This window comes from Achromobacter sp. UBA5777, assembly GCF_002418565.1.
GTDB lineage: Bacteria > Pseudomonadota > Gammaproteobacteria > Burkholderiales > Burkholderiaceae_B > Achromobacter > Achromobacter animicus.
Map to the genome: position 1 here is coordinate 40390 of NZ_DIEJ01000313.1, position 21629 is coordinate 62018.

Below are 21629 nucleotides of genomic sequence, written 5' to 3' on the forward strand. Positions count from 1 at the left end.
TTAAGAAAAACAGTCAGAACGTTTTCCCCGATTTCTGGGCGGCTTTGACCCTATCCGCCACTTCTGCCTCAAGAGAATAGATAGTCTGCGCCAATCCGTACCTTGAAATCTGATCTACTGAGGGATTACGTTCAGGATCGTTAATTCTGATTTGGGTCGCTTCGGATATCGAATGGCTCAGGCATTGTTGAAAATCTAACTCGTCGTCGAAAATTGCCTCAACGACCTCACTAACGTCGTCTATGAGCACCGCCCTCAACGGACAGGCTTTAATTGTTTCAAGTAAAGCACTATCCAAAGTGGTTACGGCTGGGATATAGAACTTCGATCCCTTTAACTCAGTCATGAGTGTCTCGCACCAGCGGAAGATGAACAAATCCCATGCCAACGCGGATATACGTTTCAGCGAGTCTTTCGTCGGATGGCTAATCGCCCGCTCTCCAAAGACTGCCAGCCGACCAACGGGTTCATGAATGCCCATGATCGCCTTCCACCCAAAATAAATTTCTTTGAGTGGAAGCGTGTCAAACGAGTCAAGGCAGAATTCGACAAGGTTCGACATTGCGTCGTTCACAGCACGGCCCTTCCAGCACTCCAGAATCGAAAATAGCGTAACGGCGTAACAAACGTCACGCCTCGTGATCTGTCTCCAGCAATCACCGCTCGCCAACCACGCGAGCCATTGGTCCTCTGCGGCAGGGATGTACTTCAGTAAACCCGCTTCATCAACCGAGCTAAGCCCCCGCTTAGCAAAGTGATGTGCAGCGGCCACTTTCACGAACGGCCACGGATTATTCGCCTTGGTCACCTCCCGCAAGTTCTCAAGAGAAGCAAACGTCCAGTCAATATGGCCGCCCAGAGTGGTTTGCACGAATCGCAGCGCCATCTCGACGGACCGTCTAGTACTTATTTCATCACCCGTGAAAAACTTTGGTAGGTCTGAAAACAAGTTTGTGTCCAGAATCGCCCTTACCCCAAATTGAAGATCTGCACGCCCCAAGCTCATTTGCGCGTGAATTTCTTCGGAGAAGGCGAGCATTCCTTTCCCGCAAAAAAGCGAATTTACACACGCCGCTTGCTCAAGCGCCTTTTGTATGGGAGCGCCGGTAGAATCCGACGCGAAAAGCAGTCGAATTCCGGAAAACGCGTCTCTGTCAGTTGAAAGAATCTGCGCGAGGGACTGGTGGCGATCTCGCTTCAAGAGCGCAATTTTTGCGCGCCGAAATTTTTCTTTATTTGTTTTTTTCATCATGCATGTTCGCTTGAAATTTCTTGCCAGTGCCAAATCCAGCACACGAAAAAAAGCCCGCGGTCACGCGGGCTTTTCAGCAATCTAGCCGTTAGTGGCCAAGCTACGCCTACCGCAGGATCACTCCCACTCAATCGTCGCCGGCGGCTTGCTCGACACGTCGTACACGACCCGATTGATCCCGCGCACCTCATTGATAATCCGCGAAGACACGCGAGCCAACAACGGATGCGGCAGCGGCGCCCAATCAGCCGTCATGAAGTCAAACGTCTGCACCGCGCGCAGCGCCACGACATACTCATACGTACGCCCGTCGCCCATCACCCCCACCGACTTCACCGGCAGGAACACGGCAAACGCCTGCGACGTCAGCTCATACCAGGTCAGGCCACTGGCCTCGTCCTTGGTATTACGCAGCTCTTCAATGAAGATCGCATCGGCACGGCGCAGCAGTTCAGCATATTCATGCTTCACTTCACCCAGAATCCGCACACCCAGACCCGGACCCGGGAACGGATGGCGATACACCATCTGCGGCGGCAGACCCAGTGCAACGCCCAGTTCGCGGACTTCGTCCTTGAAGAGTTCGCGCAGGGGTTCCAGCAGTTGCAGATTCAGCGTGTCCGGCAGGCCGCCCACGTTGTGGTGCGACTTGATCGACGTGGCCTTGCCCGTCTTGGCGCCGGCGGATTCGATGACGTCGGGGTAGATCGTGCCCTGAGCCAGCCACTTGGCGCTCTTTTGCTTGCCGGCCTGTTCCTGGAAGACTTCCACGAATTCGCGGCCGATGATCTTGCGCTTGGCTTCGGGGTCGGCGACGCCGGCCAGTTTGCCCATGAATTGCGCGGTGGCGTCGACGTGAATGATCTTCACGCCCATGTTTTCGGCGAAGGTCTGCATGACCTGTTTGCCTTCGTCCAGACGCAAGAGGCCGTGGTCGACGAAGACGCAGGTGAGCTGGTCGCCGATGGCCTTGTGGATCAGTGCGGCGGCAACCGAGGAGTCCACGCCGCCGGACAGGCCCAGGATGACTTCGTCGGTGCCGACCTGCTCGCGGATGCGGGCGACGGCTTCGGAGACGTAGTCGGGCATGTTCCAGTCGCCCGTGCATTCGCAGATTTCGTTCACGAAGCGGGCCAGCATGGCCTTGCCCTGGACGGTGTGCGTGACTTCGGGGTGGAACTGGACGGCGTAGAAGCGGCGGTCTTCGTCGGCCATGCCGGCGATGGGGCAGGACGGCGTGGAGGCCATCAGCTTGAAGCCGGGGGGCAGTTCGGTGACCTTGTCGCCGTGGCTCATCCAGACCTTGAGCATGCCGTGGCCTTCGGGCGTGCTGAAGTCTTCCAGCCCTTCCAGCAGCTTGGTGTGGCCGTGAGCGCGGACTTCGGCGTAGCCGAATTCGCGGTGGTCGGAGAAGCTGACCACGCCGCCCAGTTGCTGCGCCATGGACTGCATGCCGTAGCAGATGCCCAGCACGGGAACGCCCAGCTCGAACACGGCGTGCGGCACGCGCATGGAGCCCTCTTCGTAGGCCGAAGCGTGGCTGCCGGACAGGATGATGCCCTTCAGACCCTGCGCCTGCTGTTCGCGCACGAAGGCGTCGTCGACGTCGCCAGGGTGGACTTCGGAATAGACGCCGGCTTCGCGGACGCGGCGGGCGATCAGCTGGGTGACTTGCGAACCGTAGTCGAGGATAAGAATGCGCTGGTGCATGGAGACTCTACCCGTTGGAAATAAAACCGCACCGGCAGACCCGCTGTTCTTTGCGGATCTGCCGGTGCGTGATGCATGACATTGTAGTTGACTGTGCGGATCAGTCGGCGCGGTAGTTGGGCGCTTCCTTGGTGATCTGCACGTCGTGCACGTGGGACTCGCGCACGCCCGCGGAGGTGATCTCCACGAACTCGGTCTTGGTGCGCATGTCGTCGATGGTGGCGGCGCCGCAGTAGCCCATGGAGGCGCGGATGCCGCCGACCAGTTGGTAAATGATGGCGAGCACGCTGCCCTTGTAGGGGACGCGGCCTTCGATGCCTTCGGGGACCAGCTTGTCGGCGTTGTTGGCCGGGTCCTGGAAGTAGCGGTCGGCCGAGCCTTCCGTCATGGCGCCCAGGCTGCCCATGCCGCGGTACGACTTGTACGACCGGCCCTGGAACAGCACGACTTCGCCGGGGGCTTCTTCGGTGCCGGCGAACATGCCGCCCATCATGCATGCGAACGCGCCAGCGGCCAGCGCCTTGGCGACGTCGCCCGAGTAGCGGATGCCGCCGTCGGCGATGAGCGGAACGCCCGTGCCTTCCAGCGCCTTGGCGACTTCGGAGATGGCGTGGATTTGCGGCACGCCGACGCCGGCCACGATACGCGTGGTGCAGATGGAGCCCGGGCCGATGCCGACCTTGACGCCGTCGGCGCCGTGCTCGACCAGCGCGCGCGCGGCGGCTGCGGTGGCGATGTTGCCGCCGATGACTTCAACCTTGGGGTAGTTCTGCTTGACCCAGCGCACGCCTTCGAGCACGCCCTTGGAGTGGCCGTGCGCGGTATCGACGATGAGCACGTCGACGCCAGCGGCGACCAGCTTTTCCACGCGTTCTTCGGTATTGCCGCCCACGCCCACCGCCGCGCCAACGCGCAGCTGGCCTTGGGCGTCCTTGCTGGCCATCGGGTGTTCGGTGTTCTTGACGATGTCCTTGACGGTGGCAAGACCACGCAGTTCAAAGCCGTCGTTCACGATCAGCACGCGTTCCAGACGGTGCTTGTGCATCAGGGCCTGCGCTTCGTCGAGCGTGGCGCCTTCCTTCATGGTGACCAGGCGTTCCTGCGGCGTCATGATGTTGCGCAGGGGCTGATCCAGGTTTTCTTCGAAGCGCAGATCGCGGTTGGTGACGATGCCGACCAGCTTGCGGCCTTCGACGACCGGCAGGCCCGAGATGCCATGCTGGCGCTGCAACGCAATGGCGTCGCGCACTTTCATCTGGGGGGTGACGGTGACCGGATCGATCACGATGCCGAACTCGTGGCGCTTGACGCGAGCCACTTCACGCGCTTGGGCGTCGGCGGAGAGATTCTTGTGGATGATCCCGATGCCGCCTTCTTGCGCCATGGCGATGGCCAGACGCGATTCGGTGACGGTGTCCATGGCGGCGGACACGAGGGGGATGTTCAGGCTGATATTGCGAGTCAGGCGCGTGGCCAGGGAGGTGTCGCGCGGCAACACCTCGGAATACGCAGGCACCAACAACACATCGTCGAAGGTGAGCGCTTTTTGAACGAGACGCATGGGTAACTCCGGGCGCAAAGCGAGATTATACGCCGTCGGCATGTTTTGACTAGGTGTTAACCATAGGTCCGGGTGGATATTTATGACACTTGATCAGGCCCCAATTTGCGGGCGGCGAATCGGGCTCCGGGCCGCCTGCCGATTCATCCCACGCGTTGACGCGCCCACCCGGCTGCTCTTATGTTCGTGTACACGTTATCGACTTTGCGGGGTTTGCCACCATGGCGCAGCTGGTCTTGCTTCTATTGGGAGTCCCCTACCTGCGCCAGCGTTGGCGCGCGCTGGCCATCGCGGGCGCGGTGTTCCTCGTGGCCGGTATCGTCGTGTTCATCGATGCCCTGGACGACGCCCTCTACTTTCCGCTCAACGCCTTTGCTGTCCTCTTCATCATCGAAGGTCTGGGCACGCTGCTGATCGCTTCCAGCGGTGTCGGGGGCCAGCGCGTGCTGCGCTATGCGAAAGGGTTGTTCGTTCTCGTGGCAGGCGGGCTGATTCTGGCGGGGCATCATCACGGACACTTTGTCCTGTCGATGATCTTCGGCGCGCTGTTCCTGGTGGATGGGTTGCTGCAGTGCATCGCCGGGTACGTCGTGCGCTACGAGCGCTGGCGCTACGCGTTCGCCGGTGGCGTGGCGGAAATTTTGCTGGCGATCTTTTTCTTCCAGCCCTATCCCACGAATTACGTGGGCACCGTGCCGTATTGCCTTGGGCTGTTCCTCGGCATTGCGGGCGCGAAGCTGCTGTGGCTGGCGCGTCGCGTCCGGCATCTGGCCTCGAACCCCGCCTTCGCCGCCACGCAGTCGATGGGCTTTGCGCCTGCCGCGCCGGAGCAGGCAAAGCCGCAAATCTGGGACGGCCCGCCTGCCGATTCCGAGCATGCGCTGACCGTCCACGTCTGGACGCCATCGGGCTCGGCCAAGGCGCAGACCCGCAGCTATCCGCTGGTGGACCGCTATATCGCGGCGGTCGACGTCAACGGCGTCATCTCCACCGGCCACGCGGCGCTGGAGTCGCCCGAAGGCATCTACATCAGCCTGTATCCGAAGGAGGAAATCGACCGGTCGCCCGACGATTTCGGCGCGCTGCTTCGCGCCACGGCCGACAACGACATTCCGGGGGTCTACCAACCCGATTACGCGACGGAGTCAAACGCCTGGTGCCCGTCGAACGTACGCGTGCGGATCCGGAACTACGATGCGGACAAGCTGGCGGCGTTCTGGCAGGAGTACCGCAAGAACGCCACCTACAACCTCACCCACCGCAACTGCTCAAGCACCGTGTCGCGGGCGCTGGACGCCGCGCTGGACGGCGTCGTAGGACGCCTTCATGGCGGCGAGGCCGGCTGGCGGGTGCTGATCCGGCTGTTGCTGACGCCCGAACTCTGGGTGGCCGCGCAAATCCGCAAGCGCGCCCTCACGATGGCCTGGACCCCGGGCCTGACTTTGGACTACGCCCGCGCCATGAGCATGCTGGCGGACCCGCGGCCATTCGGGTGGTGGAAGATGTCGCAGCATGCGTTGCGCCGGATTGCCGAATTGCGCGCGGGATGGCGGTCGCAGGACCGCGAATCGCCGGCCCGCCGGCCGCGCGCCTGAGCCGCGGGCACGCTGTTGCAATTGAAGCCTGGAGAATCGCGCGGCGCGGGCGTAACGTGAAAACGCGGCATATGCCGCGTTGCCTTTGCAGGTACGCATCATGACGCCCACATCTTCCCGCCCCGATCCCCATCACGCGGTCCCGGCCGCCGCCCCCGACACGCATACGCCTCCGCATGCGGAAAAAGAACGCGCGAAGTCCGATCACCAGCACGAGGAAGCCCGGCGCAAGGCGCTGGTCGGTTCCCAGCACAAGGAGAACACGCGCGCCGTGGCGGCGCCGCGCTATCACGGACATCGGGGCGGCTGAAGGCGCCCCGCGGACCGCCCGAACGGATTTTTGCGGTATGTTTCTGCAAACCCCGACGGATCCCGACGATGCAGTCCGACGAAAACTACCTTCTCTATGACGGCGATTGCCCCTTCTGCTCGAATTACGTGCGGATGATGCGGCTGCGCAAGGCCGCTGGGCCCATCGCCATGCTGAACATGCGCGACCATCCCGACCTGGCCGCGCACCATCGCGCGCAAGGCTATGACCTGAACCAGGGCATGCTGTTGCACCTGGACGGCCGCGACTACTGGGGCGCGGACGCCATCCACCGGCTGGCTTTGCTCAGCACCGGCAGCGATGTGTTCAACCGCATCAATGCCACCATCTTCAGCAACGCGTGCCTGTCCAAGGCGCTCTATCCTTTCATGCGCACTGGCCGCAGCCTGACGCTGACGTTGCTGGGCAAGAAAAAAATGCCTTGACGCAGTTGCGGCGCGATATCCGCACGATGCGAGCGGCCACGCGCACGCCTGCTGAACACGCGTAGGCAAGCAGCAAGCCGGCCATCCGCAAACCTCTACACCCTGACAACCGGAACTGACCTGATGATCTATTTCTTTGGCGCCCTGCTTCTCTCGTCTACGCTGGTCGCCGCCGTCTACCGCCGCATGCAGCGCAGACCCGAGGACTCCGGCCGCGCCATGTCGCGCGACATGCTGTCGGGCGCTGCGATCTTTGCATTCATGGGACCGGCCGTCGCAATGTTGCTTATCGCCGTGACCATGTCCATCGGCGCCAAGGATCCCGAACTGCTCCTGTTCGGTCTCTATGGGCTGCCGTGGGCGTATCTGTTTGGCGGCTTGCCGGCGCTCTTTTGCGGGATGACGGCGGGCGCGCTCAAGCCGGTCGCGCCGTCCTGGCTGGCCGTCCTGCGCATGGGGCTCATTGGCGCGGCGTACGCCTTTATCTTTTTGCTGACGTTCGGCAGCCGCGACAGGTCGTTGGCAGCGCTGGGATTTCCGCTGTTCATGGGCGCCCTGCCCGCCGCAGTCGCCGGTCTGCTGTGCGCGCGGGTGTTCTACGGCAAGCCGGTGACTATTCGCTAGCCCAATTCAAATCCGGCGACGCGGCGCCGTGCGCGTGAAAGTACAACAGCGCGGACGCCGCCTTGGAACGGTCCACGCACTGGTACTGCGGATAACTGCCTGATTGACCACCCGCCACCAGGTCCTGGTCGTGATCTTCGGATTTGGCGGGGTCGATCAGCGTGTGGATCCGCGTGTCGCCGCCGGATGAGATGAACACAACATACGCGCCGTCGCCGCCACCGCCGATCGACATGACCGTGTCGTCGTCAATCACGAAGGCGGTCGAACTGAAGACCGCGCCATCCAGCCTGTCCAGGGCGGCGAGCAGGTCGCCCTCGGTCGGGGATTCATGCGCGCGGGTCTGTTCCTGGTCGCCTTGACGCATGTTTTCGATGATTCTGACGATTTTCACAGTGCTCCATTCGCCGGCTAGCGGCGCGTTGAGGGGTGGTCGCATGCAAGGAGGTCACATGCAAGGGGAATCACGGCCGATACTACATTGGCCGCGATCCAAGCCGCCATTGACTACGCTGGAACGTTAGCGAATCACTGAGGGCGCGACGTGCGCGCGAAGAAGAATCGCAGCATCTCGGCCGTCGCATCCGGACCGGTCCGATCCGTGTAGGACCCTTGCTCCGAGCCGCCTGCCCAGGCATGTCCGGCGCCGTGGACATCCCAGCGTTCGGCGACGATATTGCCCGCTGCATCGCGGTATACATGCCGGGTGCTGTCGCGCTTGCTGCCCGCGCCCGCCACGCGGACGGTTTCGACACGCGCGTTGGGCCCGACGCTGGCCGCGATCACGGTGCCGGCATTGGCGGGATTGACGGTGGCGTCGCGATCGCCATGGAACACGATGACCGGCACGCCGTTGCCGGCCGGTGCGGCGGGTTTCAGGCCCACGCCTTTCATGGCGGACAGCGCCGACGGCAGGTCCGTCGCCGCGCCAGCAGCCAGCCCCGAATGCACGCCTGCCGCCGCATACAGTTCGGGATAAGCGCCCGCCAGAATCGCTGCCATCGCCCCGCCCGCCGACAGTCCCGCGACATACACGCGCGTGGGATCAATGTTGTGGGCGGCGATCACCTCGCGCGTCATGCCCGCAAGGATGGACGGCTCGCCCCGGCCTGGCTGTTGATGGTTGTGCTTGAACCAGTTCCAGCACTTCTGCGGATTGGCGTCGCGCGATTGCACGGGATACAGCACATGAAAACCCTGCTCGCGCGCAGCTGCATTCATGGCGGTGCCCGCCGCGAAATCGTCGCCGTCCTGCGTGCAGCCATGCAGCATGACCACCAGCGGACGCGGCGTGCCATCCGGATTGGGCGGCACATACAGCTTGTAGGCGCGCTGGCCGGACGAATTGCGGAATACCCCCGCGGTGAACGTATCGCCCGCGGCGGCAGGTTTTGGGGCGGACTGGGCAGCGTCGCCGGAAACGTGCGGCGCCGCGCTGGAGGCTTGGGCGGAATCCGGAACTTCCCAAGCCTCGACGTCGATGACGTCGGCATCGTCCTGCCGGGCAGGCGCGGCAGCCAGGCCGTTTCGCAGGGCGGCCTGGATGGCGGCGGTTGCTGCCGTCAGATCGCCGGCCTGGGTGAGCTGGGTAGCCCGGTGCATGAGGTGCTGAAAATCAGGGTGCATGGCGTGACCTTTGTTTGCGCCGCGAGGGTCAGCGGATGCGCTGACGCAGGGCGGCTTTGACGGCGGGGCTGGCGTGCAGCGCCCCCAGTACCGTCAGGGATTCGATGGTGGCAAGCGCGAGCTCGGGCGTGACATCGGAGGCGATGGTTGCCAGACCCAACACCCGGATCTGAAGCATTTCGCCCGCAGTCTGGACCGCAAGCAGATCCTGGGCGGTGTAGTGCTGGATGCCGAGCACCAGCGTCTTGCGGCTGACCGCCTGGCGCACGGCGTCGCCGTGGGTGGCGAGTTGATTGCGAATGGCCGTGCGGATGAGGTCCGTACGGTTGGCATAGAACCCTTCCTGGACAAGCAGATCGATCTGGCCCAGGTCGACGTATCCCAGGTTGATCGTGATCTTCTCGTCGGCCGGCTTGGGGGTGGAGGCGAGTTGAAAGGTGCGAGGCGGCATGGATCGAATCATAAACCATCCACTTGGATGGTCCATGGATGTTTCAACTTGATAGATCTGCCTTGTCATGGGTGCTGGTCTCAGGGTGCCGGTCTTATTGACGCTGGCAAGGCGGAATCGGCTCCGCTACCGTCCTCGTGAACCCCAGGGGATTTCCATGGCGCCACGCCTTGCATCGGGATTGCTCGTGTCTCTTACCTGGTCCGCGGCGGCCCTCGCCCAGCCGGTTCCGCCCGACCTGTACGGCGCATTGATCGTCTCTTCAACCTATCGGTACTACGCCTCGATCCTGTATGGCACCGACGCCGCGGCCCGCCGCAGCGCGCTCACTGCTTGCCGGGAAGATGAGCCGCGAGCCACCTGCGCGGTGTTTGCCAGCTTCAGGAATCAATGCGTGGCGGTGGCCGCGAACGGCGCGCAGCACACCGTCGCGATCGGCGACAAGGCGTGGGACCGGCAGCGGACCGGCGATTACAGTCTGGGGTTATGCCGCGACCAGACGGGTTCCGAGTGCAGACTGGTGCTTAGCGCGTGCTCGACCCAGGCGCAGCAGCTGGAGGACCAAAGCGGCCGCGCCGGCCCGGACGGGGTGATAAGGACGGATTTCCAGGCCCATCACGCCGCCCCGCTTGCCCGATGAATTACAGTCTGTCGGGCAACATTCACCCGAAAGGAAAGCATCATGGAAAATCCGTTTGGCGATTCCGACGAGCCGTCCAGCGACCATCGGCAGTATCTGGTCCTGATCGCAGCATCCAAAGACAATGCCGCGCTCGCGCAAAAAATCCTGGAAAACATCAAGACGCACGTGGATGAGCGCGCCGCGCCTTTGTGGATCGACGCGAAGGGAATCGGCGTGCTGGTGACGACGGAACTGGTCGCCTCCGAAATCTGGCGCGAGATGTTCCAGAAGGCGCCGGGCCAGGATTATGCCGACACGCGCAACCTGCTCATTCTGGAAATCGGCAAGGACTGGGCCGCCCGCCGGGACGACAAGATCGAACACTGGTTGGCCAGCCACGTCGGCGCGCCGTTGTCCGCGCCGAACCGCCCCAAGCGCCGCTAGATAGAAGGCTGGCTCACACCTGTCCTCGGCTTCCGGCAGTTTCCGGGCTGTTCCGCTTGGCCACGCGCTGTAGAAAAGCGTCCAACGCCGGGTTGTCGTGCTGCGTGTGCCAGGCCAGGTACATGTCTGCATACAGATCGCGCTGGCCGATCGGCCGGAACACCACGCCGTCAAACCGCAGCTCGCGCGCGGAATCCGGCACCAGGCCCGCACCCAGCCCGGCCCGCACCAGCGCAAGCAACGTGTGCGTCTGCCCGGCGCGCTGCACGTACTGCGGCTGAACATCCGCCAAGCCGAATGCGCCCACGATACGGTCGTAGAAATATTTGCCTTCGCGGGGCGAATACAGCACGAATGGCTGCCCCTGCAGCAACCGCAGCGGCACGATGGCGTGCTCGCACAAGGGCGAGTCGGCGGGCAGCGCCAGCACCAGCGGTTCACGCTCAAGCAGGCGCGACTCGATGCCTGCCTGTTGCGGCACGCTGCGCGCCAGGATGGCGTCCAGTTCGTGGGCCAGGAGCAGGCGACTCAGCTCGGTCGTCACGGTTTCTCGCAACTGGATCTCCACGCCCGGCAGCAGCTTGCGCGCCTGCACGATAAGCGACGGCATCAGGCGATACGAGGCCACGGCCGTGAAGCCCAGCCTGATGTGGCCGGCTTCGCCGCCGGACGTGCGGCGCGCGGTCGCCGCGGCCTGCGCCGAAAACTCAAGCAAATGGCGCGCGTCGCGTAGAAAGCGCCGGCCGGCGGCGCTGAGCACCACCTGCCGGCTGTTGCGTTCAAACAGGGTCACGCCCAGGTCCTGTTCCAGCAACTGAATCTGGCGCGACAGCGGCGGTTGCGTCATGCACAGGCGTTCAGCGGCGCGGCCGAAGTGCAATTCTTCGGCAACCGCAATGAAGCACTCGAGCTGACGAAATTCCATCGATTCAATCCTTGAATTGATTGATGCTATTTATAGCTCGAACGGCTATCCATGGACAGGCATCCCTATACTCGGCCGCAGGGCTTGGATGCCGGCCCGCGAAGCATCAGGAGCCTTACCCGCAGCACCATTTTTTTTGCGGCCTAGCCGTCATCAACGCCATAAAAGAGAAAATCCATGGAGACAAAGAACCCCGCCCGGATTCGCGTCCGGCTCCTCGCCGCGGCGCTGGCCCTGGCTGCCACCGCCGCGTTGCCGCACGCGGCCAGCGCCGCAGGTTATCCGGAACGCCCGATCAATCTGATCGTCCCCTTCTCGCCCGGCGGCGGCACCGACATCTCGGCGCGCCTGCTGGCAGCGGCCCTGGGTGAAAAATTCTCGTCGTCGGTGGTGGTGGACAACCGCCCGGGCGCCGGCGGCCAGATCGCCGCCGACCTCGTGGCCCGTTCGCAGCCCGATGGCTACACGCTGCTGTTCGCAAACTCGGGCATGCTGGCGATCAACCCCTGGATCTACAAGCTGCATTCGGATCCGGTCAAGGCGTTTGCGCCCGTGTCGCTGTTTTCGGACCTGCCGTTCGTGCTGGTGGTGCCCGCCAGCCTGCCGGCCAAGAACGTCGCGGAACTGGTGACGTTGACCAAATCCCAGCCCGGCAAGCACACCTTTGCCAGCTCGGGCACGGGCGGCGCGCCCCACCTGTCCGGCGAGATCTTCCAGGAAGCCACCGGCGTGGATCTGGTGCACGTGCCCTACAAGGGCGGCGGCCCGGCGATGACCGATCTGATGGCCGGGCGCGTCGACATGTTGTTCGCGTCCGTCCTGGAGACCATGCCATACGTCACGGCCGGCAAGCTACGCGCGTTGGCCGTGACGGGCGCGACACGCTCACCCGCCATGCCGGACGTGCCCACCATCGACGAAGCCGGCGTCAAGAACGCGCAGAGCGGCTCGTGGACGGCGGTGCTGGCGCCGGCCGGCACGCCGCAGGCCGTGATCGACAAGCTGTCCGAGGCGATCCGCGCCGTGGCGGCCGATCCCGCGGTCAAGGCCAAGCTCGAATCGCAGGGCGCCGTAGCCCACGGATCGACACCCAAGGAGCTGCAGGATCTGGCCGCTAGCGAGCGCGAACGCTATGGGCAGATAATCAAGTCCCGCAACATCCAGACCAACTGATTCCGGTCCCGGCCCGCCTCGGCGGGCCTTTCCTTCTTACCTACATAAGCCGTATCCATGACTGCATCCCTTCCCGCCTCCGCCGCCGATCTGCTGATGGTCGGTCCCCTGCTGCCTGAACTGGTGGCCGACCTGGAATCGCGCTACCGCGTCCATCGCCTCTGGGAGGCGCAGGATCCGGCGGCGCTGCTGCGCGAACATGGCGCCGCCATCCGCGGCATCGCCACCAGCGGCCGCTTCGGCGCGACAAAGGAATTGATCGACGCCCTGCCTGCGTTGGAAGGCATCTTCAGTTTTGGCGTGGGGTACGACACCATCGACATCGCGGCGGCCAAGGCGCGCAACGTCGTGGTCACCAACACGCCGGGCGTGTTGGACGCCTGCGTGGCCGATACCGCGCTGGCCCTGATGCTGGCCGTCTCGCGCCGCATCGCGGAAGCCGACCGCTTCGTGCGCGCCGGCCGCTGGCCCACTGAAGGGTTCGGCTTGGGTTCGCGCATGACCGGCAAACGCTGCGGCATCGTCGGCCTGGGCAACATCGGCCTGCAGATCGCCCGCCGCGCGCAGGCCTTTGACATGGAGATCCTGTACACCAACCGCAAGCCCCGCCCCGACGCGCCCGAGGGCTACCGCTATTGCCCGGACATCGTCGAGCTGGCTGCGCAGTGCGACTTTCTGGTGCTGGCCGTGCCGGGCGGCGGCGCGACGCGGCACATGGTGAACGCACAGGTGCTGGACGCCCTGGGTCCGGACGGCTGGCTGATCAATATTGCGCGCGGCACGGTGGTCGACGAAGCCGCGCTAGTGACGGCGCTGCAGAACAAACGGATTGCCGGCGCCGGCCTGGACGTGTTCGAACACGAACCCGCCACGCCCCCGGAACTGAACGCCATGGACAACGTGGTGATGCTGCCGCACATTGCCAGCGGCACCCACGAAACGCGCCGCGCGATGGCGGACCTGATGCGCGCGAACCTGGATTCGTGGTTCCGCGAAGGCCAGGTGCATACGCGCGTGGTGTAACGCGAGACGGCTGGCTACTGAGGCTAGCGCGGCCTGCCGGGTCGACCGGCAGGCCATTTTTCACGCCGCGTCCACGGCCGGCGGATCGATGGACCGTTGCGGGGCGGGCATGGTGCGATCACAGCGCGCCCAACCCGATGCCGGGTTGCGCCGGTCGTGCAGGTAATCCCAATTGGCGCCGCATTCGCCGCAAGTGAATGCCTCGTGCGTGACGCCGCGTTGCGCCAATGGCAATGACCGGACATAGCCCAGGCTGATCAGATTTTCATGCCCCGGCGCCCCCGCCTCATCCACGGTGATGGCCGCGCATTGGCCGCACAGCATCGCTCCAATCCCTTTCATTTTGCTTTCACGGAATGGTACGGACGACGGTCATCCAAAGGCTCAACAATTCTCACATTCGGTATTGCGGCGTTACCGGGCAACCATACGCAGGGCGCCATTGCTGAAAACACCGACGCCTGCCTTTCATCCGGGCGGACTATACTGGATAAATAAACAGTATTTTCCGCCATGCCGTTCAAAAACCCACTCTCCCACGCCGACCTGCGCTTTATCCGCGAGCGTCAGCCCTGGAACCCCGATGTGATCACCCTGCTTTGGGAGGTCAAGCGGCTGCGTTCGATCCTGCTGCGTGCTTATCAGCTATCTGGTGACTTCAAGCGCCCGGCCGGCATCACCGGCGAGCTCTACGACGATTTCATACGCGACCTGCACCGCGAACCCTGCGTGCTGGAGCGCGACGACATGAAGGACGCGCTTCTGGAGCCCTCCAACCGGTTGCGCAAGGGGATGGCTCCCAGATAGCGCTGGAGCGCAGACGGGCGCGGGAGTATCGTCAAGGCGCATCCTGGCCCAGAACGGAGATGTCCCATGTCTGACCATCCGCAAGCAGTACTGGAAACCGGCGCGTCGCAAGAGGGCAACCTCGTGCAATTCCTGCTGTGGATTGCGGCGCGCCCTCGCACCTACGCAGAGACCATGGAAGCGTGGCGTACTCACTGCCCCAGGCTGTCGGCCTGGGAAGACGCCACGGCGAATGGCCTGATCGACATGTCGCAGGAACAAAGCACCGTGAAGGGCGAAGCCGTTTTGGTGCTGACGGAAAAAGGGCGCGCGCTCCTGGCCTCCCATGCACCGATTCACCGTGCACAAGCCGGACCCGACGGGTCCTAGCGCTTCTCCGGCCTACCCCTTTTCCTTCGCGGAATCGCGCCTGCGCAGCCGCTGAATCGTCCTTCGGCGGGTGCGCCTTCTCTGCCGCGCCTGACGGGGCTCGCCCCCGGATTTACCCTAAGTCCTTGAAATAACTCGCGGTAATTAAAAATGCGAGGTCATTCGCATTTAGGGAATTTACTTATGCCTTTTTAGTATTTGTAGGGTGCATACTCGAGCGGCCAGAATTCGTCCTTGGCATAAATCAAGACCAATGGAACTCCGTCAACTCGAGGCCTTCGCGGCCGTCATGTCCACCGGCAGCGTCACCGCGGCCGGACGGCTGCTGGGACGCTCGCAGCCGGCTATCAGCCGGTTGTTGCAGGAACTGGAGGCCGAAATCGGCTATCCCCTGTTCGCACGCAGCGGCCCCCGCGTGACGCCGACCGAGCAGGGGTTCCTGCTATATGACGACGTTGAACGTGCGCTGACCAGCCTGCAGCAGATCCGCGGCCGTGCCGATGAGATCGCGCGCGGCCAGGCGCAGCCGCTCCTGGTGACCGCCACGTCCGCCCTCGCCGCCGGTCTGGTGCCCGCTGCCCTCAAACGCATCGAAGACCGCCTTGGCGCCGCACGCGTGCAGTTGCGCAGCGCCTCGCCGGAACGCGTGGTGCACGCCGTGCTGTCGGGCGCCGCGCAACTGGGCGTGACCAGCCTGCCGCTGGAACACCGCGGCCTGACCGTGCACTGGATTGCCCAGGCCCCTTGCGTCGTCGCCCTGCCCGAAGGCGATCCTGTGGCGCAGCATGCCGTGGTGCCGGTGTCGGCCCTTGCCGGCCGCCGTCTCATCACCATGTCCAATCCCTATCGCCTGCGCCGCCGCCTGGACGCGGCCCTCTCGCACAACGTACAGGCGCTCGGCACCATCGAAACCAATTCGTCCGTCAACGCCCTGGCCGCCGTCCGCGCCGGGCTTGGCGTGTCGGTGCTGGAACCCGTGACCGCCTACGGCTCGCCGGTGGCGGGCGTGGCGATCCGGCCCATCGACCTGGACATCCCCTTCTTTTTTGGGGTCATCACCCCGCAGTCGCAAACGCTGACGCCGGCCTGCCAGGCCATGGCGGACGCGCTGGCCGAAGCCGCCGCAGCCCTGCTGCCGGGCTTCGTGCTGCATGACGCCTGCGAGCATTCGGCGCTGTTGCAGTCGATCTACGGCGATGACGCCCCTGTTATGGAAACACCCGCATCATGAATCTGCCCATTGCCACCCCGCCGCAAGGCCTGCCCGCCCTGGAGGCGCGCCTTCGGCAAGACCTGTCCTGGCTGGAACTGCCGGCCAAGAACTGGGTGACGCCCCGGCTGGTCGATGGCCAGCAGGTGCTGGACGTGGCCATCATCGGCGGCGGCATGGGCGGTCTTGCGGCGGCCGCGTCGTTGAAGCATCTGGGCATCGACGCGCCGATCTTTGACCAGGCGCCCGACGGCTTCGAAGGCCCGTGGGCCACGACGGCCCGCATGGAGACGCTGCGCTCGCCCAAGCAACTGACCGGTCCCGCGCTGGGCCTGCCCGCGCTGACCTTCCGCGCCTGGTTCGAAGCGCAATTCGGTTTGGACGCGTGGGAAGCGCTGGACAAGATCCCGCGCCTGCAATGGATGGACTACCTGCGCTGGTACCGCCGCGTGCTGAACCTGGACGTGCGCAACGAACACCGCATCCTGTCCGTGCAGCCGCGCGCCGACAAGCTGGTGGAACTGGACATCCAATCCCCCGCCGGACGCAGCACCGTCCTGGCCCGCCGCGTCGTGCTGGCCACTGGCCGCGACGGCCTGGGCGGCGCCTATGTGCCTGACTTTGCAAAGAAACTGCCGCGCGACCGCTGGGCGCATTCGTCCGACGTAATGGACTACAACACGCTGGCCGGCAAGCGCGTCGGCGTCGTGGGCGCGGGCGCATCCGCCATGGACAGCGCGGCGACCGCGCTGGAAGCCGGCGCGGCCAGTGTTGACCTGCTGATCCGCCGCAACGACATCCCCCGCATCAACAAGGGCAAGGGCGCGGGCAATCCCGGCCTGACCCACGGCCACCTGACCCTGCCCGACGAATGGAAGTGGAAGATCCGCCACTACATCAACGCCGCGCAGGTGCCGCCCCCGCGGGGCAGCACGCTGCGCGTGTCGCGCCACCCGAATGCCTTCTTCAACCTGGGCTGTGGCGTGCTGGACCTGGCGCTGATCGATGACGAGATTCACGTCACCACGCCCAAGGGCGTGTTCGTGCTGGACTTCCTGATCTTCTCCACGGGCTTTCGCATCGACTGGACCGTGCGCCCGGAATTCGCGCCGCTCGCGCCTCACGTGCGCGCCTGGGGCGACCGCTACACGCCGCCGGCTGGCGAGGAAGATCAGGAACTGCATGATTCGCCCGACTTGGGCGCCGTCTTCGAACTGCAGGAAAAAGTGCCCGGCGCCTGCCCCGGCCTGGATCGCGTGCACTGTTTCTCGTATCCAGCCGCGCTGACGCAAGGCACGATCTCGGGCGACATCCCCGCCATCAGCGAAGGCGCCAAGCGCCTGGCGCAAGGCATCGCGGGTCTGTTCTACCGCGAAGACGTGGCCACGCACTACGCCAACATGGAAGCGTTCTCCGAGCCCGAAGTGTTCGGCGATGAATGGACCCCAGCCCCGACGCCAGCCCCGGCGCCGGCGACCGCTTCGCAGGCGGAGACCGCGCAATGACCGCATGGCTGCTACGCCGCGTGGCGCAGGCCGCCGTGGTCGTGTTCCTGATGACGCTCATCGTCTTCGTGGGGCTGCACGCCATCGGCAACCCCGTGGACATCCTGATCGGCCAGGACGTGGACCAGGTCGACCGCGCACGCATCATCGCCGAACTCGGCCTGGACAAGCCCCTGTGGCAGCAGTACCTGGCCTTCCTGAACGGCGCGCTGCACGGCAACCTGGGCAACAGCTTCGTCTACAACATCCCGGCGATCGAACTGGTGATCCAGCGCCTGCCGGCCACGCTTGAACTGGCGATCACCGCCCTGTCGTTTGCCGTCATCGTCGGCCTGCCCCTGGGTCTGTTTGCCGGTCTGTACCCCGACAGCCGCGCGTCCAAGATGATCATGGCCGGCAGCATCGTCGGCTTCTCGCTGCCCACTTTCTGGGTGGCGCTGATGCTCATCATGGCGTTCAGCGTGTCGCTCGGCTGGCTGCCGGCCAGCGGCCGCGGCCAGACAGTGGAGTTTCTGGGCTTTCAGTGGTCGTGGCTGACGGCCGACGGCTGGCGCCACCTGATCCTGCCGGCTTTCAACCTGTCGCTCTTCAAGATCTCGCTGGTCATCCGCCTGACCCGCGCCGGCGTGCGCGACGTGATGCCGCTGGACTTCGTGAAGTTCGCGCGCGCCAAGGGCTTGTCGCCGTTCCGCGTGGTCTGTGTGCACGTGCTGCGCAACACCATGATTCCGCTGGTGACCGTGCTGGGCCTCGAACTGGGCTCGACCATCGCATTTGCCGTCATCACCGAAAGCATCTTTGCGTGGCCCGGCGCCGGCAAGCTGATCCTGGACAGCCTGAACGCGCTGGACCGCCCCGTGATCGTGGCCTACCTGATCGTGGTGGTGTGCCTGTTCGTGACGCTTAACCTGATCGTCGACATTCTGTACAAAGTGCTGGACCCCCGGGTGCGGCTGGAGGCCACGGCATGAGTTCCGTATCCAATACCGCGCAGGCGCCTGCCCTGCGCCGCGAGTCGCCGTGGCGCCACAACCTGACCGAGTTCCTGTCGTCCAAGACGGCGGTGCTGGGCCTGGTCGTGGCCACGCTACTGATCCTGGCTGCCGTGCTGGCGCCCTGGATCTCGCCGCAGAACCCGTATGACCTGCTGCAGATCGACGTGCTGGACTCGCGCCTGCCGCCCGGCACCATGAACGGCCTGGAGACCTTTCACTACTGGCTGGGCACCGACGGCCAGGGCCGCGATCTCTTGTCCGGCATCCTGTACGGTCTGCGCATCAGCCTGATGGTGGGCGTTGGCTCGGCGCTGATCGCCGGCGTCATCGGCACGCTGCTGGGTCTGTTGGCTGCCTACGCAGGCGGCAAGGTCGACGCCTTCATCATGCGTCTCGTGGACCTGATCCTGTCGTTCCCGTCGATCCTGGTGGCCATGATGATCCTGGCCTATCTGGGCAAGGGCGTGGGCAACGTGGTGCTGACGCTGGTGATCCTGGAATGGGCCTACTACGCCCGCACCGCGCGCGGCCAGGCCCTGGTCGAACGCCGCCGCGAATACGTCGAAGCCGCCCGCTGCCTGGACATTCCCAACTGGCGGATCATGTTGAAGCACATCCTGCCCAACTGCCTGCCGCCGCTGATCGTCATCGGCACGCTGCAGATCGCGCGCGCCATCACGCTGGAAGCGACGCTGAGCTTTTTGGGCCTGGGCGTGCCGGTGACTGAACCGTCGCTGGGCCTGCTGATTTCCAACGGCTTCCAATACATGCTGTCCGGCGAATACTGGATCAGCTTCTACCCCGGCATCGCGCTGCTCATCACCATCGTGGCGATCAATCTGGTGGGCGACCGCCTGCGCGACGTGCTGAACCCGAGGACCCACAAATGACCGACCGCTCCGCCTCGGCTGGCGCGCCGGCCACGCTTGAAGTGCGCAACCTGCGCACGCAGTTCCATACCCGCGCGGGCGTGCTGCCCGCCGTGGATGGCGTCTCTTTTAAGCTGGAACGCGGCAAGATTCTGGGCCTGGTCGGCGAATCCGGCTCGGGCAAGTCCGTTACGGGCTTCTCCATCATGGGTCTGGTCGATGCGCCGGGCCGTATCGCCGGCGGCGAGGTCCTGTTCCAGGGCCGCGACCTGACCAAGCTGGCGCCGCGCGAGTTGCGCAAGCTGCAGGGCAACCGCATCGCGATGATCTTTCAGGATCCGATGATGACGCTGAACCCCGTGCTGCGGGTGGACGTGCAGATGATCGAGACCGTGCGCGCCCACACCCGGATGAGCAAGGCCGAGGCCCGCATCCTGGCGCGCGACACGCTCGGGATGATGGGCATTCCCAGCCCCGAGGAACGCCTGCTGGCCTACCCGCATCAACTGTCCGGCGGCATGCGCCAGCGCGTGGCCATTGCCATCGCCATGCTGCACCGCCCGGATCTCATCATTGCCGACGAACCCACCACGGCGCTGGACGTCACCATCCAGGCGCAGATCCTGTCCGAGGTGCAGAAGCTCGCGCAGCAGCACGGCACCAGCCTCATCTGGATCACGCACGATCTGTCCGTGGTGGCGGGCCTGGCCGACGACGTGGCCGTCATGTATGCCGGCCGTATCGTCGAACACGGCAAGGTCGACGACGTGCTGGACCGTCCGCAGCACCCGTACACCGTGGGCCTGATCGACAGCCTGCCCAGCAACAACCAGCGCGGCCAGCGCCTGCGCCAGATTCCCGGCATGACACCGAACCTGCTGCACCTGCCGGCCGGCTGTGCGTTCGCGGCGCGTTGCGCGCGCGCCACCGCCGCCTGCGGCCAGCAACCCGGCATCACCCAAGCCTTACCCGACCACGACGTGCGCTGCTTCCATCCTTCCATCCAGATCCACCGCGAGGTGGCAGCATGAGCGCAACCGCCAACGCCCCCACCCCGCTCATCGACCTGCGCCAGGTCAGCAAGCGCTTCGGCGAACGCAAGATCGGCGCCGCCGGCCGCGCGATGCAATCGCTGGGCCTGTCCAAGCCGCCCGCCATCACGCGTGCCGTGGACCACGTCGATCTCATCGTGAACCCCGGCGAAGTCGTCGGCCTGGTCGGCGAATCCGGCTGCGGCAAGTCCACGCTGGGCCGCATCGCGGCCGGCCTGCTCACGCCCTCGGGTGGCGAGGTCCGCATCAACGGCGTGCGTCCCGCCGACATGAATGCGGCCGAGGCCCATGCCGCGCGCTTGAAAGTGCAGATGATCTTTCAGGACCCCTACGCCAGCCTCAACCCGCGCCTGCGCGTGGACGAGATCGTCGGCGAAGCGGCGCGCATTCATGGCCTGGTCGGCAACGGCGACTTCGACGATTACGTCAGCGCGCAGCTCGAACGCGCCGGCCTGGATCCCGCTTTGCGCCAGCGCTATCCGCACCAGTTCAGCGGCGGCCAGCGCCAGCGCATCGGCATCGCCCGCGCGCTGGCCGTTCAGCCGTCCATGCTGGTCTGCGACGAAGCCGTGGCCGCGCTGGACGTGTCGATCCAGGCGCAGATCCTGAACCTGTTCATGGACCTGCGCGAAGAGCTGAACCTGACGTATCTCTTCATCAGCCATGACCTGGGCGTGGTCGAACACCTGTCCGACCGCGTCGTCATCATGTACCTGGGCCGCGTCGTGGAAACGGCGACGGTGGAAGAAGTCTTCCAGCGTCCCAACCACCCGTACACCCAGGCGCTGCTGGCCGAGATTCCCACGCTGAAGTCGCGCCACAAGACCTTTACCGCGATCAAGGGCGAGATCCCCAGCCCGCTCAACCCGCCCACCGGCTGCCATTTCCATCCGCGATGTCCGCACGCGATGCCGCGCTGCAAGACCGAGGTTCCCACATTGAAGGGAATCGCCATCAACCACCTGAGCGCCTGTCACCTGAACGACATGGCCTGACGATCAATGACTGCGGCACGACCGCCGCGGTCAATGGACCCACTCCGTTCCCCCTCTACCAAGGA

Annotated in this window: 24 protein-coding genes; 16 read left to right on the forward strand and 8 right to left on the reverse strand. The window is 64.6% G+C overall.

The genetic code is table 11. From position 1 onward, the window contains the following. Positions 1-13: 13 nt before the first annotated feature. The 3 genes from B3446_RS27000 to guaB all read right to left on the reverse strand — a co-directional run bounded on the left by B3446_RS27000 (position 14) and on the right by guaB (position 4523). Positions 14-1252, reverse strand: coding sequence for a hypothetical protein (locus tag B3446_RS27000; RefSeq protein ID WP_291387103.1), 1239 nt, complete (start codon positions 1250-1252; stop codon positions 14-16). Positions 1253-1369: 117 nt separating this feature from the next. Beyond that, complete coding sequence (gene guaA / locus B3446_RS27005; RefSeq protein ID WP_175121190.1) at positions 1370-2962, reverse strand: glutamine-hydrolyzing GMP synthase; 1593 nt, start codon at positions 2960-2962, stop codon at positions 1370-1372. A 100-nt stretch (positions 2963-3062) separates the two neighbouring features. Next, positions 3063-4523: an IMP dehydrogenase gene (gene guaB, locus B3446_RS27010; protein WP_175121189.1), complete on the reverse strand. Its 1461-nt coding sequence runs from the start codon at positions 4521-4523 to the stop codon at positions 3063-3065. Positions 4524-4744: 221 nt separating this feature from the next. Here guaB and B3446_RS27015 point away from each other — a divergent pair, with 221 nt between their 5' ends. The 4 genes from B3446_RS27015 to B3446_RS27030 all read left to right on the forward strand — a co-directional run bounded on the left by B3446_RS27015 (position 4745) and on the right by B3446_RS27030 (position 7498). Next, entirely contained in the window at positions 4745-6118 is a 1374-nt protein-coding gene (locus B3446_RS27015) for an HdeD family acid-resistance protein (protein WP_291387106.1), read from the forward strand. 100 nt (positions 6119-6218) lie between these two features. Continuing rightward, entirely contained in the window at positions 6219-6428 is a 210-nt protein-coding gene (locus B3446_RS27020) for a hypothetical protein (RefSeq protein ID WP_291387108.1), read from the forward strand. A gap of 68 nt (positions 6429-6496) precedes the next feature. Beyond that, positions 6497-6874 carry a DCC1-like thiol-disulfide oxidoreductase family protein gene (locus B3446_RS27025; RefSeq protein ID WP_191575472.1) on the forward strand — a complete coding sequence of 126 codons (378 nt, stop codon included), beginning with the start codon at positions 6497-6499 and terminating at the stop codon, positions 6872-6874. A 123-nt stretch (positions 6875-6997) separates the two neighbouring features. Then, entirely contained in the window at positions 6998-7498 is a 501-nt protein-coding gene (locus B3446_RS27030) for a hypothetical protein (RefSeq protein WP_291387110.1), read from the forward strand. Here B3446_RS27030 and B3446_RS27035 read toward each other — a convergent pair. The 3 genes from B3446_RS27035 to B3446_RS27045 all read right to left on the reverse strand — a co-directional run bounded on the left by B3446_RS27035 (position 7488) and on the right by B3446_RS27045 (position 9575). Next, a complete protein-coding gene (locus B3446_RS27035; RefSeq protein WP_291387112.1) occupies positions 7488-7892 on the reverse strand; it encodes an Imm1 family immunity protein in 405 nt (134 codons plus the stop codon). The genes B3446_RS27030 and B3446_RS27035 overlap by 11 nt on opposite strands. 134 nt (positions 7893-8026) lie before the next feature. Then, on the reverse strand, positions 8027-9124 hold the full coding sequence (locus B3446_RS27040; protein ID WP_291387114.1) for an alpha/beta hydrolase family esterase: 1098 nt from the start codon (positions 9122-9124) through the stop codon (positions 8027-8029). A 28-nt stretch (positions 9125-9152) separates the two neighbouring features. Beyond that, entirely contained in the window at positions 9153-9575 is a 423-nt protein-coding gene (locus tag B3446_RS27045) for a CopG family transcriptional regulator (RefSeq protein WP_291387116.1), read from the reverse strand. Between the two features lie 157 nt (positions 9576-9732). Between B3446_RS27045 and B3446_RS27050 the strand changes: the two genes are divergently transcribed. Continuing rightward, positions 9733-10215 (forward strand): DUF4189 domain-containing protein, encoded by a 483-nt coding sequence (locus B3446_RS27050; protein ID WP_291387118.1) that lies wholly within the window; start codon positions 9733-9735, stop codon positions 10213-10215. Positions 10216-10257: 42 nt separating this feature from the next. Further along, a complete protein-coding gene (locus B3446_RS27055; protein ID WP_191575477.1) occupies positions 10258-10641 on the forward strand; it encodes a hypothetical protein in 384 nt (127 codons plus the stop codon). Positions 10642-10654: 13 nt separating this feature from the next. Here the strand turns inward: B3446_RS27055 and B3446_RS27060 are convergent, their stop codons facing one another. Further along, on the reverse strand, positions 10655-11566 hold the full coding sequence (locus B3446_RS27060) for a LysR family transcriptional regulator (RefSeq protein WP_291387121.1): 912 nt from the start codon (positions 11564-11566) through the stop codon (positions 10655-10657). A 177-nt stretch (positions 11567-11743) separates the two neighbouring features. On the opposite strand from B3446_RS27060, the gene B3446_RS27065 reads away from it, so the two are divergent. Next, positions 11744-12739: a Bug family tripartite tricarboxylate transporter substrate binding protein gene (locus B3446_RS27065; RefSeq protein ID WP_291387123.1), complete on the forward strand. Its 996-nt coding sequence runs from the start codon at positions 11744-11746 to the stop codon at positions 12737-12739. A gap of 57 nt (positions 12740-12796) precedes the next feature. Continuing rightward, entirely contained in the window at positions 12797-13762 is a 966-nt protein-coding gene (locus tag B3446_RS27070; protein ID WP_291387125.1) for a 2-hydroxyacid dehydrogenase, read from the forward strand. A 60-nt stretch (positions 13763-13822) separates the two neighbouring features. Here B3446_RS27070 and B3446_RS27075 read toward each other — a convergent pair whose 3' ends face one another. Then, positions 13823-14104 (reverse strand): hypothetical protein, encoded by a 282-nt coding sequence (locus B3446_RS27075; protein WP_291387127.1) that lies wholly within the window; start codon positions 14102-14104, stop codon positions 13823-13825. Between the two features lie 171 nt (positions 14105-14275). Here B3446_RS27075 and B3446_RS27080 point away from each other — a divergent pair, with 171 nt between their 5' ends. From B3446_RS27080 to B3446_RS27115, 8 genes are all read left to right on the forward strand, one after another. Continuing rightward, positions 14276-14569, forward strand: coding sequence for a hypothetical protein (locus B3446_RS27080; RefSeq protein ID WP_191575481.1), 294 nt, complete (start codon positions 14276-14278; stop codon positions 14567-14569). A gap of 66 nt (positions 14570-14635) precedes the next feature. Next, positions 14636-14938 (forward strand): hypothetical protein, encoded by a 303-nt coding sequence (locus B3446_RS27085; RefSeq protein ID WP_191575482.1) that lies wholly within the window; start codon positions 14636-14638, stop codon positions 14936-14938. 253 nt (positions 14939-15191) lie between these two features. After that, positions 15192-16169 (forward strand): LysR family transcriptional regulator, encoded by a 978-nt coding sequence (locus B3446_RS27090; RefSeq protein ID WP_191575483.1) that lies wholly within the window; start codon positions 15192-15194, stop codon positions 16167-16169. Beyond that, positions 16166-17653, forward strand: coding sequence for a flavin-containing monooxygenase (locus B3446_RS27095; protein ID WP_291387130.1), 1488 nt, complete (start codon positions 16166-16168; stop codon positions 17651-17653). Before B3446_RS27090 ends, B3446_RS27095 begins: the two co-directional genes overlap by 4 nt. After that, positions 17650-18624, forward strand: coding sequence for an ABC transporter permease (locus tag B3446_RS27100; protein WP_056566643.1), 975 nt, complete (start codon positions 17650-17652; stop codon positions 18622-18624). The genes B3446_RS27095 and B3446_RS27100 overlap by 4 nt, the downstream gene beginning before the upstream one ends. Then, positions 18621-19538 carry an ABC transporter permease gene (locus tag B3446_RS27105; protein ID WP_291387133.1) on the forward strand — a complete coding sequence of 306 codons (918 nt, stop codon included), beginning with the start codon at positions 18621-18623 and terminating at the stop codon, positions 19536-19538. Before B3446_RS27100 ends, B3446_RS27105 begins: the two co-directional genes overlap by 4 nt. Then, on the forward strand, positions 19535-20548 hold the full coding sequence (locus tag B3446_RS27110) for an ABC transporter ATP-binding protein (RefSeq protein WP_291387135.1): 1014 nt from the start codon (positions 19535-19537) through the stop codon (positions 20546-20548). Before B3446_RS27105 ends, B3446_RS27110 begins: the two co-directional genes overlap by 4 nt. After that, positions 20545-21564 carry an ABC transporter ATP-binding protein gene (locus B3446_RS27115; RefSeq protein WP_175136204.1) on the forward strand — a complete coding sequence of 340 codons (1020 nt, stop codon included), beginning with the start codon at positions 20545-20547 and terminating at the stop codon, positions 21562-21564. Before B3446_RS27110 ends, B3446_RS27115 begins: the two co-directional genes overlap by 4 nt. Positions 21565-21629 lie beyond the last annotated feature (65 nt).